This window comes from Fischerella thermalis PCC 7521 (assembly GCF_000317225.1).
GTDB classification, from domain to species: Bacteria; Cyanobacteriota; Cyanobacteriia; order Cyanobacteriales; family Nostocaceae; genus Fischerella; species Fischerella thermalis.
In genome coordinates, this window is record NZ_AJLL01000090.1 from 136,580 (window position 1) to 150,996 (window position 14,417).

General features: G+C 41.5%; 14 protein-coding genes and 1 tRNA gene. 9 read left to right on the forward strand and 6 right to left on the reverse strand.

The features are described 5' to 3' along the window. Window positions 1-168: 168 nt before the first annotated feature. Window positions 169-504, forward strand: coding sequence for a KGG domain-containing protein (locus UYK_RS0119545; protein ID WP_009454252.1), 336 nt, complete (start codon window positions 169-171; stop codon window positions 502-504). Between the two features lie 600 nt (window positions 505-1,104). On the opposite strand, the gene UYK_RS0119550 is transcribed toward UYK_RS0119545, so the two are convergent. The 3 genes from UYK_RS0119550 to UYK_RS0119560 form a co-directional block, all read right to left on the reverse strand. After that, window positions 1,105-2,238: a restriction endonuclease, SacI family gene (locus UYK_RS0119550; protein WP_016871993.1), complete on the reverse strand. Its 1,134-nt coding sequence runs from the start codon at window positions 2,236-2,238 to the stop codon at window positions 1,105-1,107. Next, the gene (locus UYK_RS0119555) at window positions 2,205-3,074 is read right to left on the reverse strand and encodes a DNA adenine methylase (protein WP_009454256.1); all 870 of its coding nucleotides are present in this window, start codon (window positions 3,072-3,074) and stop codon (window positions 2,205-2,207) included. Before UYK_RS0119555 ends, UYK_RS0119550 begins: the two co-directional genes overlap by 34 nt. Before the next feature lie 295 nt (window positions 3,075-3,369). Beyond that, window positions 3,370-3,450: transfer RNA gene (locus UYK_RS0119560), tRNA-Leu, on the reverse strand. A gap of 628 nt (window positions 3,451-4,078) precedes the next feature. Here UYK_RS0119560 and accC point away from each other — a divergent pair. Beyond that, window positions 4,079-5,422, forward strand: coding sequence for an acetyl-CoA carboxylase biotin carboxylase subunit (accC, locus tag UYK_RS0119565; RefSeq protein ID WP_016871994.1), 1,344 nt, complete (start codon window positions 4,079-4,081; stop codon window positions 5,420-5,422). A gap of 229 nt (window positions 5,423-5,651) precedes the next feature. Here accC and UYK_RS0119570 read toward each other — a convergent pair whose 3' ends face one another. Further along, on the reverse strand, window positions 5,652-5,939 hold the full coding sequence (locus UYK_RS0119570) for a YggT family protein (protein ID WP_009454260.1): 288 nt from the start codon (window positions 5,937-5,939) through the stop codon (window positions 5,652-5,654). Between the two features lie 348 nt (window positions 5,940-6,287). On the opposite strand from UYK_RS0119570, the gene psbX reads away from it, so the two are divergent. From psbX to UYK_RS0119595, 4 genes are all read left to right on the forward strand, one after another. After that, window positions 6,288-6,407: a photosystem II reaction center X protein gene (gene psbX, locus UYK_RS0119580; protein WP_009454262.1), complete on the forward strand. Its 120-nt coding sequence runs from the start codon at window positions 6,288-6,290 to the stop codon at window positions 6,405-6,407. 207 nt (window positions 6,408-6,614) lie between these two features. After that, window positions 6,615-7,538, forward strand: a complete 924-nt coding sequence (locus tag UYK_RS0119585; RefSeq protein ID WP_009454264.1) for a Ycf66 family protein — start codon at window positions 6,615-6,617, stop codon at window positions 7,536-7,538. Window positions 7,539-7,586: 48 nt separating this feature from the next. Continuing rightward, a complete protein-coding gene (locus tag UYK_RS0119590) occupies window positions 7,587-8,147 on the forward strand; it encodes a TolB-like translocation protein (protein ID WP_016871996.1) in 561 nt (186 codons plus the stop codon). A gap of 107 nt (window positions 8,148-8,254) precedes the next feature. After that, window positions 8,255-8,779: a TolB family protein gene (locus tag UYK_RS0119595; RefSeq protein ID WP_009454268.1), complete on the forward strand. Its 525-nt coding sequence runs from the start codon at window positions 8,255-8,257 to the stop codon at window positions 8,777-8,779. Here the strand turns inward: UYK_RS0119595 and UYK_RS26330 are convergent. Continuing rightward, the gene (locus UYK_RS26330; protein WP_157221841.1) at window positions 8,776-8,943 is read right to left on the reverse strand and encodes a hypothetical protein; all 168 of its coding nucleotides are present in this window, start codon (window positions 8,941-8,943) and stop codon (window positions 8,776-8,778) included. The two genes, UYK_RS0119595 and UYK_RS26330, sit on opposite strands and share 4 nt — an antisense overlap. Window positions 8,944-8,994: 51 nt before the next feature. Then, a complete protein-coding gene (locus UYK_RS0119600) occupies window positions 8,995-9,999 on the reverse strand; it encodes a succinate dehydrogenase/fumarate reductase iron-sulfur subunit (RefSeq protein WP_009454270.1) in 1,005 nt (334 codons plus the stop codon). Window positions 10,000-11,612: 1,613 nt separating this feature from the next. Between UYK_RS0119600 and UYK_RS0119605 the strand changes: the two genes are divergently transcribed. The 3 genes from UYK_RS0119605 to UYK_RS0119615 all read left to right on the forward strand — a co-directional run bounded on the left by UYK_RS0119605 (window position 11,613) and on the right by UYK_RS0119615 (window position 14,407). Next, window positions 11,613-12,047, forward strand: a complete 435-nt coding sequence (locus UYK_RS0119605; protein WP_009454272.1) for an AbrB family transcriptional regulator — start codon at window positions 11,613-11,615, stop codon at window positions 12,045-12,047. Between the two features lie 297 nt (window positions 12,048-12,344). Next, a complete protein-coding gene (locus UYK_RS0119610) occupies window positions 12,345-13,220 on the forward strand; it encodes a CPBP family intramembrane glutamic endopeptidase (RefSeq protein WP_009454273.1) in 876 nt (291 codons plus the stop codon). A 209-nt stretch (window positions 13,221-13,429) separates the two neighbouring features. Then, window positions 13,430-14,407 carry an N-acetylmuramoyl-L-alanine amidase gene (locus UYK_RS0119615; protein ID WP_009454275.1) on the forward strand — a complete coding sequence of 326 codons (978 nt, stop codon included), beginning with the start codon at window positions 13,430-13,432 and terminating at the stop codon, window positions 14,405-14,407. Window positions 14,408-14,417 lie beyond the last annotated feature (10 nt).

Below are 14,417 nucleotides of genomic sequence, written 5' to 3' on the forward strand. Positions count from 1 at the left end.
TAAGCCAAATCATGTTTTTGTTGCAACAAACTCCTCTATAAGAAAGAGGATTAGAGATTCTTTAATTTGTAAATTAGACACAGAATCAAGGGTATTCATTCAACTCTATAGATTCTTTCAATCTACCTTTTTTGAAAAAAATAAAACGAAAAGAAGAGGAGAATTATTATGTCAGATACAAGCAAACGTGGATTTGCATCAATGGATGAAGATAAGCAGCGTGAAATTGCTAGTAAAGGTGGAAAAGCTGCTCACGAAAAAGGAACAGCCCACGAATTTACGTCAGAAGAAGCTAGAAAAGCTGGTCGTAAAGGTGGAGAAACCACAAGTAAAGACCGAGAGTTTATGGCAGAGATTGGTCGACAAGGTGGTAAGCACTCCCACAGAAGCGATCGCAATGAGAACAATGATCAAGATGACAACGACGAAGAAGGAAAAGGTACTCAAGGTGGTAGCCGTGAGCAACATGCAAAAGCTGGACGACAAAGCCACAAGAACAAATAAAGTTAAATTTTATAGACTTTTGAATTCACTTGAGTAGGTTTAAATCTATAGAGATGCGAAATTTCGCATCTCTATATTTTCTGTAATGTTAATTTAATTTGTTAAGTTCCTTCTCAAACAGGCGATCGCAACTTTTTACTGTCCCTGGAGATTATCGCTATGTAGAAAGGTATTTAGCAGCGATCACCAAAGTAGCACCACAAGAAATACAGGAGTTGCAAAAATTTACCTCAGTCCTAGTAAAAATATGCTTTTCACGCCCTTTTCTCTCATCTTTTTGCCCTTGTGTGCAAATTCAGTGACTCCTTGGAGTTAGCGATCGCCTAATCCTGAGTAATTTGGTTAATCTCCACATTTATGTAGTTATATCAATCACTTTTTTCTACTGAAGTGTCTTCTCACTTTTGGAGTTACTTTTTTGCACTCCTATTTTTCTATTAGGGTTTATCCCTAGAGGTGCAAGATATGAGCGCCCGACTAGCTGCATTTTTTCGCCGCTAGGAACAAATGAAACTAGCACATTTTGCTGGAAATTCTAAAACCCTTGCTGTACGAGGGTTCTATAATGTGCATCTTAGAAGTTCAAAAGATTATACAGGGTCAAAATTCCCTGGCGCTTTCAGCAGCTTGTCTCAATGCCAAAAAAGCTTCTTTTAGAGGTTGGCTAACAGCACTGTCTGGTTCTCTTAGCACTAGCTGTTGGTAGGCTGACAAAAACTGCGATCGCAATCGATGAAACAAATGCAGAAAGTGACGCACAAAACTTATGCAATCCAAAACTACAATCTCTATGCCACCTGTACGCTCATACATACTTGAGGCATATGAGCGAACACCTTCCTCAATCACATCCGTTGTGATAAAAATATAGTTGTCAACCCGCTTGCCTGTGCTGTTAATTTTTTGCAAGGCACGGTCAATATCCGCTAAGGTGACACGTCGAGTCTTAATTTCATAGCTGGTAATTACCTTTTCATCATCAACTAAAGTAATTTCCACATCTCCTAAAGCACCTGTCTGCTCATCAGCAGCGTTGTGGGATTTTAGAGGTAAAAAACGCTCTCCGATATATTGTTCTGCTACTTGATAGGCAGCAGCAACAATCAATACAGGAAGGCGGCTTGAACCTCGACAAGCTAAATGCTGTTGCAAGAGTGTGACAATTTCCTCTGCTGACAAAGGTATTGCATCTTCCGACTTCTTCAAATCAGCTAGTAGTGTTTCCATGCGCTGCCGCTTCTGGTTTCGAGCAATAATTAGACAGCGAAGAGTTTCCGCTAGCAGTTCAAGAGCAGTTATTCTGCCTTGATGAACATCATCAAGCAATTGCAGGGCAGCTTCGTAGAGTTTGGGAGGTCGTCCCACCAGATTGACTGCTGGGGTCAAGGTAATGTTACGGTTTCGCAGAGCAGGAGTCAGGAACGCAGTGGTAGGATTGCAAGGTAACTCGTGCTGGTTAATGAAAGCTGTGATGTAACTTTCATCGTAGTAACGCCCAGAGTAAGCGTCTGGTGTGCCTATCTCGGTGTAAGGTTTGCGGATATCAACATTCACGCGGTGAATCGCTGCCAAAGCACAAGCTAGTAACAAACGAACTACAGCACGGTTGCCTACATAACTTGATACATAGTCAATTTTTTTGGCGATGCTGGGGTTGGTGACAATCGGTTGGGCTATTGATGCTTCGGCTTGTTGAAAGGCTACATCAAGGATAGCTGCTGGGGTTGTGGACATTGATTGATTTCTTCAATATTAACTGTCGAGGTTGTCAGTTCATAATTAAGCCAAAGCACTTCTTGTCTTAACTCCTTGATGGAATGACAGTTCTTCAGGGGGGCTTTAATGCAGTTCCAGTCACCATAGAGTTCTTGCATCAAAGAACAATCATAGCTAGAAAGGGCAACTTTACCTTGGACTGCACGTAAAACACCCGCTAGTTGTCGATGCTCGTCATCGGTCATTTCATAAGCGTAAGCCTTGCTATCCCCACGGGAATCGTGCGGGTAGGGCGGGTCACAGTAAAATAAAGTTTCTGGACTATCGTACCGTTGAATAATATCAATTGCTTGGTCATTCTCAATTTGCACGCGCAGCAGCCGTTGCACAATTTCGGGCAGATCCTCAACACTGCCCAGCCACCGGGAAACGGCACCAGCCATCCCCGCCCGGCTTGTGAGTTTGCAGTGCGCCCATCTTCCCACACTGGCAGTTTGTGCCAAGCCTGTTCTCACTTGTCGCGCCCGGACAAAAAATCGTCTAGCCCTTTCTAAGTCTGATAAACTTTCTTCTTCTTTGGTAATAGCAGTCCGAAATTCTTCACGCGAAAATGGAGTTAACCCTATCGCCTCGATGAGTTGGTCTTTTTGGTCACGTAGCACACGGAAGAAGTTGACTACCTCGCCATCAATATCGTTGTAAGTTTCTACAGGGGAAGGCTCTCGGTTCAACAACACGGCGGCTGAACCACCAAACGGTTCGCAGTAGTGGGTTGTTTTTGGCAACAAGGGTAAGAGCCAGTCTAAATGACTGTACTTGCCGCCATACCAACCAAATGCAATTTTCTTTGCCATGAAAGTCAACCTCAAACGGAGTGCTTTACCTGAAACCGAGGATAAGGGTAAAACGCGATTTATTATTTCTCAATTAATTGTAGTGATGTCTCCGTCACTGTGTGCGCTCGCTGCCGTGAATGCCACTTAAGCAAATTCTTACAAAGCAAGCTTTTTGCTCCTTCCTATCCGTCGAACTCACGTTAAACAAACTATCGGCTTTTTTTGAATCAACCTAACCAGACGGTAAACTACGGACTTCTTTACTGCCAGCCGTGAGGGGGTAAGTATTAATGGTGATGGACTATTAAAAATATGCGGATGGCGAGACTCGAACTCGCAAGGCAAAGCCACACGCCCCTCAAACGTGCGCGTATACCAATTCCGCCACATCCGCAAGGTTGCACTAATTATTAAATATAGCACAACAAAATCACTATAGTAGAGTGATAATTAAATTTTTCACAAATTCAAGAGTCTGTATGCACAGAATTTCGACCCTTGACGTATTAAACTGGCGGAACTACAGCCTCCGCAGGAAAGGCATAAACAAAGACCATAGCCAGAACTCCCTGTGGACTTGACACTCTTACGGTTTTAAACTGTGGAATTACGGTGCGTTTGGGGCAAAGTAGAAAACTTCAGGCTCTAGCAGCAGATGTTGGTAGTCTGGTCAATTAAATCAGTGAACAACTTGCTTTGCTCGCTGATAATTGGTAGCTGTTAAAAGTTCTATGCTATGTCATCTCCTGTCATAATTTGAAATCAAGCGAAAGCGTTGTTTTAAACTAGCCGGGAGAAAATGTCAACCAAAGGCTGAAGTATGAAGTATTTAGACACTCGTTAAGGCGGCTACTCTGCGAAGAAGGGCTACGCTCTGGGAGTGCAGGGTAGGATGAAACAAGCCCATGAAGGTATTCAGTAGAAAATATGAAGTTTTAAACCTCATTCTTTTTTTCATCCTCTATCCTTTACACTTCAGACTTGCTGAGTCAATTTACTTAACTGATATCGACGCTATAAAGATGAAGTTTGACAAAATATTAATTGCTAATCGGGGAGAAATCGCGCTTCGCATTCTCCGGGCTTGTGAAGAAATGGGAATCGCAACTGTGGCCGTACACTCCACCGTTGATCGAAATGCACTGCATGTACAACTAGCTGATGAAGCCGTTTGCATTGGTGAAGCTGCCAGCAGTAAAAGTTATCTCAATATTCCTAATATTATTGCCGCAGCCTTGACACGCAATGCTAGTGCTATTCATCCAGGCTATGGTTTTTTAGCAGAGAATGCCCGGTTTGCGGAAATCTGTGCAGATCATCATATTGCTTTTATCGGCCCTTCTCCAGAGGCCATTCGGTTGATGGGCGATAAATCCACAGCCAAAGAAACCATGCAAAAAGCAGGAGTCCCAACAGTACCAGGTAGCGACGGTTTGATAGACTCGGACAAAGAAGGGTTAGCGATCGCCAGAAAAATTGGCTACCCCGTGATGATCAAAGCTACTGCTGGTGGTGGTGGGAGGGGTATGCGTCTAGTCCGTTCAGAAAGCGAATTCATCAAATGTTTTCAAGCAGCGCAAGGCGAAGCAGGAGCAGCATTTGGTAATTCTGGAGTTTACCTAGAAAAATTTATCGAGCGTCCGCGCCACATTGAATTTCAAATTTTGGCTGATAATTACGGAAACGTCATTCATTTGGGTGAACGGGATTGCTCAATTCAGCGTCGTAATCAAAAATTACTAGAAGAAGCCCCCAGCCCAGCTCTTGATCCAGAACTACGTGAAAAAATGGGTCAAGCAGCTGTTAAAGCAGCCCAATTTATCAACTATACCGGCGCAGGAACAATCGAATTCCTCTTAGATAGATCAGGTAATTTTTACTTTATGGAAATGAATACCCGCATTCAAGTTGAACATCCTGTGACAGAAATGATTACAGGGGTAGACTTGGTTGTTGAACAAATTCGTATTGCTCAAGGAGAAAGACTAAAACTAACCCAAGACCAAGTAGTTTTACAGGGTCATGCGATCGAATGTCGCATCAACGCCGAAGACCCCGATCACGATTTTCGTCCCGCACCTGGTAGAATTAGTGGTTATCTCCCACCCGGAGGTCCTGGTGTCCGCATAGACTCTCATGTCTACACCGATTATCAAATTCCCCCTTATTACGACTCTCTAATTGGTAAGCTTATTGTTTGGGGACAAGACCGTCCTACAGCCATTAACCGGATGAAACGAGCGCTGCAAGAGTGTGCAATTACTGGACTGCCTACTACTATCAGTTTTCATCAGAAAATTATGGAAAACCCACAGTTTTTACAGGGTAATGTTTACACCAGTTTTATACAAGAAATGCAAGGCTGAGAGATGAAGTAGGTGCAGAGGTGGAAAGGTGGGGAGTATGAGGAGTATGAGGGATGTGTAGACCAGGTAGTGCGGTGGGTGGGTTTCCCGGCATAAAGAAAGAGTCGTGCGCTCCTAGGCTTTGCGTGAGGGTGGAGTAGTAAACCAATAACTACTAACTACTAACCATTAATGTACACAGACGCGATGTTCCTCGCATCTCTACCCACTAACCACCAACTACCAACAGTTATTTAGACATCATAATCAGCAGTCCTTGCTGACCAAGAAGCAATTCTCTAAGCAAACTAAAGATACCAACCCAAATAATCGGCGTAATATCCACCCCACCAATGGGTGGAACTAACTTCCGCATTGGTGTCAAAAATGGCTCTGTTGGCCAAGCTACTAAATTAAAAGGCAAACGATTTAGATCTATTTGCGGATACCAAGTTAAAACTATACGAAAAATAAACAAAAGGGTCATCAATCCCAGTCCGAGACCAAGAATCCAAGCAGTAAGGTTAACACCAGTCATGGTATGAGTTTCTCACTCTCTGCAATAAACAAAAAACCGAGCGTAATTTACAAATTTTGAAGCTTTGTAAAGCTTGATCACTATTATTTTAGCTAAATAGGCAACAGGGAATAGGGAATATTTAATTTCTCCCAAGTCGCCCCCCTTGTCTTTCTTGTCCCCTTGTTTTTTCCAGATCCCCAATCCTCGTAATCTGCGAGAAGCCGAGTCAAGCGCGTCTACCCGTAGTGTCTGCCTCAGGAGAATCGCTGATTCCTATTTTCAAAACAGAAGTCTATGTCCTGTTGCTCCAAGGGTGTAATAGACTATTAAAATTAGGGTAAAGTCTGTAAAAAAAGGTTGAAAAGTATGACGCCTTCTTTAGCAAATTTTCTTTGGAGCCTGGTTTGGGGTACTGTGATTGTCGTTATCCCTGTTACAGTGGGATTGCTTTTTATTAGCCAAAAAGATAAAATCCAACGTTCTTAATAATACTTGTGGGAGTTAATTTGACTCTCAAAACCAGTGCTTTTTTAGCTTTTGGTAATCATGTAGAGACGCGATGGCAGTCGTACGGTTGTAAACAACACGGCGCTGCCTATAATTTTGCGTCTCTACAATATATTCAGTGCCTTGTTAAAGTAGAGATTTAAATACCAACTCGCTAACATAGATTTTGATATTAGGACAAAAACAATGTTTACTTTTTGGCTGAACTCAGCCAGCGTTCTGGCTCAAGTCAATTTTGGGGCCAACTCAGCCAGTCTTCTAGGAATTTTCCTGGCGATCGCTGGAGCTGCTCTGTATTTTCTCCGCACAGTGCGTCCAGAACTCTCGCGAGATCAAGATATATTTTTTGCTGCTGTGGGCTTACTTTGCGGCTTTATTCTTATTTTCCAAGGATGGCGACTAGACCCGATTTTACAATTTGGTCAGCTACTTTTGGTTGGCTCAACTGTATTTTTCGCGGTTGAAAGCATTCGTCTGCGGGGTATTGCTACTCAACAAGCTAAACGCAACACTCCTATAGTGGATGATGAGCGAGAAGTTAGTAGTCGCTATCAGTATCGGAGAAAATCTCCCTACAAAGCTGAGGTGGATGCAGAACTAGATTCCCTGCCTTACGATGATGAGTATGAAGATGAACTTCCCCGTCCTCGCATTCCAGGTAGCCGAGAAAGCCGTTCATCCCGCAATGATTACTATGAAGATGAACCCCGGCGTATAGAACGTCGCAGTAATGGTGAGAGATCAGAACCCAGCGACAGAATAACTCGTCGGCGTAGTAGTTCGCGTCCAACTAGTCGTGGTAGCGATCGCTTAGAAGATGATTGGGGTACTACAACCTCTAAAGCGGTTGATGATTGGGATAGCCCAACTACTAAAGAAAGAAGACCTTCTCGGCGTAGAACTAACGGTTCTTTGCGTCCAGAAAACCCTGCTGACGATCTTACAGATACCACACCCAAATCACCGAGAAGACGCCGTCCGCCCAATAATTCCGAATCCCGAACTGAACGCCAAGATGATGATGTTATCCCTACTGATTATGTAGAATACAAACCGATCAATCACTCTGAAGGCGAACCTGATAATTCAGTAGATTTTGATGATGTTTAAATAAACTAATGTGGAGGTTGTAAAAGAGAGAACAAAAAAACAGTTAAGGTGAAAAAATTTACACCTGGATTTTGGCTCCAACGAAATTGTCTTTGGAGTCTGATTTTTAGTTTTGCAAGTTTACTTGTAGCTTGTAGTCCTGAAAATATTCCTATTGGGCCGACTTCTCTTAACAGTCGCTACACTGAAGAGCAACCGACCTTAAGTGGAAATGGTCGTATTTTAGCCTTTGTATCAACCCGTAATGGTACTCACCAGATACTGCTATACGACTTACAACAACAAACTTTTTTACGTACACCACGCTTAAATCGCCCTGGGACGATAGTTGAAAGTCCCAGCCTCAGCTATACCGGACGCTACCTAGCCTATATTACCAGCGACCAAGGCAGACCTGTGGTGGCACTTTACGATCGCGCTACACAACAGTCACAGATCGTTACCCCCACATATCGCGGTTGGGTAAGAAATCCTAGTATTAGCCCTGATGGACGCTATGTAGTTTTTGAAACCGCCAGCCGTGGTCAATGGGATGTAGAAGTCCTAGATCGAGGACCAGAGATTGAGTTGGATATTCCTAATGGTGCGGCTGTTGCTCCTGTGCCTTAGTCTGGAGGGGATGATGGGGGGCTAGGGGTCCCCACTTTGTGGGGTTGGGGGGCAATGGGGAGTGTGAGGAGTAAAACAACTAACTACTAACTACTAACAAATGACGAATGACCAAATATATTTTTCTTCCTATACTTACCTTAACAACTTTACTAACTGGCTGTGTTGGCTATCCCCGCCTTTTGAGTTACCCTTTTGATCCTGGCGGTAGGAGTCTTAATAGTCCTGCTTCGGAATTAACTCCGCAAATTTCTGGCAGATATATTGTTTTTACTTCTGACCGACGCGGTAGCCAAGATGTATATATGTTTGATGTAGTGACTCGCAATTTGATTGATATACCTGGTTTAAATGCCTTTGATGCGATCGCCTCTCATCCGAGTGTTTCTGATGATGGTCGTAGTATTGTTTTTGCTGCTTCTCGCCAAGGTCGCACAGGCATATTTTTGTATAACAGAGAAACAAGACAATCACGTAACTTGACCGCTAATTTGCAAGCAGAAGTCCGCAACCCCACAATTAGTGCTGATGGTACGAGAATTGCCTTTGAGTACAGTAACAATGGACAGTGGGATATTTTAGTCTATAACCGTTCTGGGCAGCCTTTGAATATACCGCAAGATCCACGTTAGGGAGGGATTGGGGAGGTGGGGGTGTGAGGGGTGTGTAGACGCGTAGCGGTGAGCCAGTGCGGTGGACTCTTTCCCCGGCATAAAGCACGTGGCGTCACCTGGCGAACCCGGAGGGCTTCCCGTAAGGGTGGGGTGTGAGGGGTGTGAGGAGTATGGGGAGTCAAGATGTTCTCCCTTGTCCTCCTTGTCTCCCTTGTCCTCCTTGTCCCCTTTCCCTATTCCCTATTTCCTTCTTGTTCTATCGCCTCAATCAGCGATCGCACCTGTTGAGTTCCTTCGGAAGGTTCAAATGAAAGGGGAAATTTGCCCTTAGCAAGCATCCGTAAACCTAAGGGTGCAATACCTAGCAATCCTCTCAAATCCCGAAAATAATTACCGACTACTTGTAAAGCGAATTGTCTCTCATCAATCCAACCGCCTGCTTTGACTAACTCTACTAACACTTTGCGATGGCGGATGGAACGACTATCGCTTTTTTGTTTGTGGGCGAGAATTTCTTGTTTAATTTTAGTGATTTGATCTAATGGAGCCACATCCATTGGACATACACTGTTGCAGTAAAAGCAACGGGTACAACCCCACACTCCTTGAGTACCTTCGTTGTATTTTTCTAAGCGGTTTTCTGTTTCACTATCGCGGTTATCTGCTACCATTCGATAAGCTTTTGCCAGTGCATGGGGACCAACAAATTTGGAATTGACTTCAAAGCCATTGCATTCAGAGAAGCAAGCTCCACACATAATACAATTACCAGTTTGATCAAGGCGCGATCGCTCTTGTGGTGTTTGTAAAAATTCTCTTTCTGGTACGTTGCGGCTAGCGGTACTTACATAAGGTGCGATCGCCTCTAGGTTATTCCAAAAATCGTTCATATCTACCACTAAATCTTTAATTACAGGCATATTGCCAAGTGGAGCGATCGTAATTTCTGGAATAGCATTTGCATTGCTTGTTTGTGCTGCTAACTGTTGTAATCTAGAAATTTCACTGCCAACATTTTCTTTACAAGCAAGAGCAGAACGCCCATTAATTCGCATAGCACAACTACCACAAATTGTATTGCGACAATTTTTGCGAAACGCTAAAGTTCCATCTTGTTCCCACTTAATTCGATTGAGGCAATCAAGAATTGTATTACCTGGTTCTACCTGTAAAAGGTAAGTTTGTACCTTAGCAGAAGAATTATGTTGCTGTCGAATAACCTTAAATAGTACTTCCATTATTACTAACCTAAATATTACAATTCTCACATTTACATAGGAAACAGACTTTTGCAGAAGTTAGAGAAGGGTAAAGCTTCAGTACGCAAAAGCTGAAAGTGAAAGGAGGAAAGGATTAATGGATGAAATCCCTTGACTGTTTAATCTTGACCCTTGTCTTTTATAATTTTCTTTTACCTTTTAACTTTTACGCTTCCCTAAACGACATTGCCTACTCAACGAGCTATGCTCTAGCTATTCTTATTTCAAAGCTAGCTGTTAATATGCTGATCATTAAAAATTCCGAAGATAAGCATAAAAATTCTAGTTACAGAAGCTCTGCATGGGTTTAGCGACAGTTTTGTCAACCGCTACACCTTATTACCTTATTACCAAGGTTGGGTGATGTGAAAACCCTACTTTTAAAGGTGAATGGATGAAACAGCACATCACCCGGTAATTGGTGATTTCTTATTACCCATTACCCATTACCTGTTAGCCATTACCAGGACAACCCCGCTACCGAAAATATGGGCGAATCCCCCAAAATTTATTCGCGGGTGTCCCCTCAACTATAGAATATAGCTTTATCTTGATGTTCACAGAAGTCAATAAAACGCTTGCAAAACTGACTTTTGCAAGAGTTCGGTAAACAGAAGGGTTAAAAGTTAAAGAGTTTTTATTTTCGTTTGCTCCAACCCCAATAACCTTTTCCCCGACTAATGCCACCAAGTTTAATAAACAATTGTACAAATTCCTCCTTTAGTCGCAAAGTGCTATTTTTTTGGTTATATAGAATTGTTATAGCTGCTGATGAACATGTTGAGGTAATTAATAGGCAGCATCATACTCGGAAATATTTTGTCTGGTCTCAATCAACAAACTTGATCATGTAACTCTGTACTCAAATCTCCTTGTCTATATTAGATGAATTTTTATAAAATCCATACCTCAATACTCACAACGGTAAGAAAGCGGGAGGAAAATCCTCACCGCTTTTTGCCTTCCCAAGGTAAAGGATATAAGATTTAAAGTCTAGCAATAAGTTTAATTCAAACTTAAACAATTATTTTGTTATTATGATTGCATGTTATTATTTAATATAAAATTACGAACAAACAAAACTGGTCGAAATAGCCGATCAAGTGCGGCTGATACTGCTTTGTTTATTCGTGATGACTAGAGATGAAATTTATTCATCTCTATGGGCAAGATCAAAGAGTGTATGCTCAACAACCTTATGAAAATACTATGCTGTTCTAAGCTTGAGTTAAGCATAAGGAAATTCTTGCAAATTCTTGAGTCTACGGCTTATTAAGTAGTGGAACTCGTTTCCTTTGTAAAGATGGCTTAAAATTACACCGTCGCAATAGCATCAGAAAAGAAAAATATTTCATTTTCGATGGCAAATGATGGTTAAATGTGCCGTAAAATTACCGTAATAAATACCTGAGACAACTGCGACTCTAACAAATTATGGGTAGCCATAAAAGATGATTTTGGTTTGTTAGGATCAGGATTTTACCCTTTTTCTGGGTTTGTCAGCAACTTTAGTGTAAATCACAAAAAGCTAACAGTTGGCAGAGAACTACACCTTTGAATAGTTTGGAGAGAGTAAGGAAATTTTGAGCGTAATGACTGAAACTGCAACTGCACCATTAACCGGAAAAGCACTGCTTGCGAAAGTCAAAGAACTTTCCAATTTACCACGTCGAGAAAGAGCAAAACAGTGTGGCTACTATACTGTTACAAAAAATAATCAGGTGCGTGTGAATCTCACCGATTTTTATGATGCTTTACTATCCGCTAGGGGAATTCCCTTAAGCCCAGAAGCACCAAAAGATGGTCGTGGTCGTGAACCGACTTATCGGGTTAGCGTTCATCAAAACGGTCAAATAGTCATTGGTGCGACATACACTAAAGCAATGGGCTTAAAGCCTGGTGATGAATTTGAAATTAAGCTGGGATACAAGCACATTCACCTCATTCAAGTTGATAGTGACAAAAAAGAACTCCAGTCAGATGTAGACATTGATGAAGAGGAAGATGAGATTGAAGAAGAAGAGTAAATTTTTCTCATCGTAGGGATAAAGTTAAGAGTGAATACCTACTAACTTATCTCCTTGGCAAGGAAAAAATGGTTGCTACCGTTTAAAGATTTTGAGGTAAAAAATAACGATTAGACCTCTTGCAGAAGTTACCTAATTTGGTAGAAGCTTGGTGAAGTAGAGAGAAAAGCACAAAAAAAAGCAAATCATACTAGGGGGTAAATAAAAGGCGATCGCTACTCCTGGTTCAAAATTGCTCGAAAACGTAAAAGCTTTTCTCTCTACAAGCTATAAATTTAGGATTGCGAGAAGTCTGTCGTGTTTTTTTATTCAATTTTGCTAGCCGTATGGAAGTCATCACTCTATAATTGGCAATCATTTTGGGAAAATGCACCAAGTTTGATTGTAGTGATGGCTTTTTTTCTTGCTTGGGCTGGATGTTGGTTTCCAATCGCAGCTTTAGAGGCTGTTTTTCTAAATTGGAAACCTAACCAACCCTTAAAATCAGAGCAGAAAATACCTTTATTATTGTCACTTTATTTATTAGTACCTTTAATTTTTTGGATAATCACTTGGCTGACTAAAACACCTTTGTCAGATTACGGCTTTGTTACCAATATTTCTATCCTTAGTTCCGTCATCCTGGGTTTTATTTTAGGTTTATTCAGCCTAGCTGTGGTTTTTACATGTCAACTTTGGCTGGGATGGTGCAAGTTAGAATACATCAACATCAAGCAACTACCATCTATTTTGCTGCCTACTTTGTTAATAGCTTTATTTGTCGGTGGGATTGAAGAATTAGTTTTTCGTGGATTTTTGTTTACAGAATTAGAGCAAGATTATTCAGTTTGGATAGCAGCAACTATATCTAGCTTGATATTTGCTGTGTTACACTTAATTTGGGAACAACAACAAACCATACCGCAGCTTCCTGGGCTATGGTTAATGGGTGTTGTATTGGTGCTAGCACGGTTTGTTGATCGAGGTAATTTGGGTTTAGCTTGGGGATTGCATAGCAGCTGGATATGGGCGATCGCTTGTATAGATACAGCCCAACTAATCGATTACACCGATCAAATCTCAGATTGGGTGACAGGTAAGAACAAAAAACCCCTAGCCGGAGTCGCAGGGATAGTATGTTTACTGCTAACTGCGGTAATGCTTTGGTTTGGTCATCAATTTAATATTGTCTAACTACCAGTATCTTCAAAAGTCAACACCGAGGTTATATTCTCTTAATTTTTATGGGGTATTTATTGAAAACTTGTGGAATTTAAATAGCTCTGTAGAAAGATTTTTCAGGAGTGGAGATTATGGTACTGTTCTCGATATGAGAGTGGCTTATTTTCTACTTAAACGAATATATTAGTATAAATTTAAGCAATATTTTTATTTTTAAACCCATGAGTTTTAGCGTCTGGATTAAAAGATTGCTAATAATTTCTTTGATGCTTATCTCCTTAACTATTGTTCTTGTGCTTGGGAGAGCGAAGTTACAGCAAAATAGCAGCATCTCATCAAATTCAGATGTAGATCCTGCTGTTTGGAGTCCAGCGAAAGTCCAATTACAAGCAGTCCAAGAGCAAAAAGAGGAAGTTCAAGATTTTTCCAAATCATTAACCAATACTAGTCCAACTCCCAAAGTTGAATCAAAGAACAAACAAGCAGACAAACTGCAAAGTTCTGCTAAACCATCAGTGAATACGGCTGGTGCTGACAAAGTTTCATCAACAAATAACCAAGCAGACAAACTGCAAAATATTCCTCAATATTCGTTCAAAATTACTGAAGCTTTTAAACAATATACCCCTAGTTACAAAATTGCCTTAGCCCACCCAAGCAATTATGGAGAACGTTTTGCTACAGATATTAATGGTGTACCAGTTAACAATCAGGCAATCATAGTACTTCATGAAACTGCTGATTCTGCATCAAGTGCGATTAATACCTTCCAAACAGCCCATAGTGATCAAGATAAGCAAGTAAGCTACCATAGCTTAATTACTTTAGACGGAACAATTATTTATATAGTCCCACCGGATAAACGGGCTTTTGGTGCAGGTAACTCAGTTTTTGATGGGCCAAATGGGTCAGAAACTGTACAAACTAATCCTGGTTTAGAACCATCCGTGAATAATTTTGCTTACCACGTCTCTTTAGAAACGCCACCAGAAGGTCGCAACAAAGAACCATATCACATCGGTTACACTGATGCCCAATACTATTCTCTTGCTTGGTTAATAGCTCAGAGTAGTGTTCCAGATGAGCGTATTACTACCCATCGAGATGTTGATCGTTCGGGTACAAGAATTGATCCCCGCAGTTTTGATTTTGATAAGTTTTTTAATTTACTTCACTCCTTTCGACAGCCGATTTCGTGAGATTGACAAT

Excerpts from the sequence above, each read along its gene's own strand:
- UYK_RS0119545 (WP_009454252.1), top strand. The coding sequence starts at position 169 with ATGTCAGATACAAGCAAACGTGGATTTGCATCAATGGATGAAGATAAG.
- UYK_RS0119550 (WP_016871993.1), bottom strand. The coding sequence starts at position 2,238 with ATGTCCACAACCCCAGCAGCTATCCTTGATGTAGCCTTTCAACAAGCC.
- UYK_RS0119555 (WP_009454256.1), bottom strand. The coding sequence starts at position 3,074 with ATGGCAAAGAAAATTGCATTTGGTTGGTATGGCGGCAAGTACAGTCAT.
- accC (WP_016871994.1), top strand. The coding sequence starts at position 4,079 with ATGAAGTTTGACAAAATATTAATTGCTAATCGGGGAGAAATCGCGCTT.
- UYK_RS0119570 (WP_009454260.1), bottom strand. The coding sequence starts at position 5,939 with ATGACTGGTGTTAACCTTACTGCTTGGATTCTTGGTCTCGGACTGGGA.
- psbX (WP_009454262.1), top strand. The coding sequence starts at position 6,288 with ATGACGCCTTCTTTAGCAAATTTTCTTTGGAGCCTGGTTTGGGGTACT.
- UYK_RS0119585 (WP_009454264.1), top strand. The coding sequence starts at position 6,615 with ATGTTTACTTTTTGGCTGAACTCAGCCAGCGTTCTGGCTCAAGTCAAT.
- UYK_RS0119595 (WP_009454268.1), top strand. The coding sequence starts at position 8,255 with ATGACCAAATATATTTTTCTTCCTATACTTACCTTAACAACTTTACTA.
- UYK_RS0119600 (WP_009454270.1), bottom strand. The coding sequence starts at position 9,999 with ATGGAAGTACTATTTAAGGTTATTCGACAGCAACATAATTCTTCTGCT.
- UYK_RS0119605 (WP_009454272.1), top strand. The coding sequence starts at position 11,613 with ATGACTGAAACTGCAACTGCACCATTAACCGGAAAAGCACTGCTTGCG.
- UYK_RS0119615 (WP_009454275.1), top strand. The coding sequence starts at position 13,430 with ATGAGTTTTAGCGTCTGGATTAAAAGATTGCTAATAATTTCTTTGATG.